This window comes from Acinetobacter sp. WCHAc060033, assembly GCF_004209125.1.
Taxonomy (GTDB): Bacteria; Pseudomonadota; Gammaproteobacteria; order Pseudomonadales; family Moraxellaceae; genus Acinetobacter; species Acinetobacter wuhouensis.
The window spans coordinates 1-573 of record NZ_SGSW01000178.1 but is presented as its reverse complement, the minus strand read 5'-3'; the positions used below and the strand labels follow the sequence as shown (position 1 = coordinate 573).

Here is a 573-nt window from a genome sequence, read left to right as displayed (position 1 = left end):
CCCTTTAAGAATCTACAAATGAGGGTATATTGATAATTAAATTTTTGGACTAAATAAGAAAAAATGATTTATTACACCACTGGTACGAAAGAGCTAACCCATACCGTATTGGCTTGTTTTTCGAAGGGCTATGATTTTGCGGTTTTGGTCAAACCGACAAATTTTAGTAATGCAGAATCCATGCTTGAGAAGTGGAATGACCGCTATGGCTTGCTAAATACACCACAACAGCAGTATCGAAAATTTCTGTCCGGACAAAGTACGTTTTGTTGCATCGTTGCGAATGGCGGTTGTTTTCAGAAAGAAAATCTAACCGAAGCTGATTTTTATCGTTACTTGCGTGATAAATCGAAAAATGAAAATAAGTTATATACCCTTAGACCCCCGACTTTGCTTTTGCTTTGTCGAGTAAATGACTTGCTGCTACGCTTGCCCGATGGTGAAATTATCCAAAATAAATATGACCATCTTGATTATTTAAATGATCAAATTTCTAAGCAAGTTAAAGGCGCTGAAACCTTTGGAAAGATAACCCTAACAGTGGGCGATTATGTATTTTTGCAACTGACAAAA

The 573-nt window shown here is 36.5% G+C and carries 1 protein-coding gene; it reads left to right on the top strand.

The features are described from left to right. Nucleotides 1–63: 63 nt before the first annotated feature. Nucleotides 64–573: hypothetical protein (locus tag EXE10_RS21170; RefSeq protein WP_130114612.1), on the top strand; the 510-nt coding region annotated here is incomplete at its 3' end.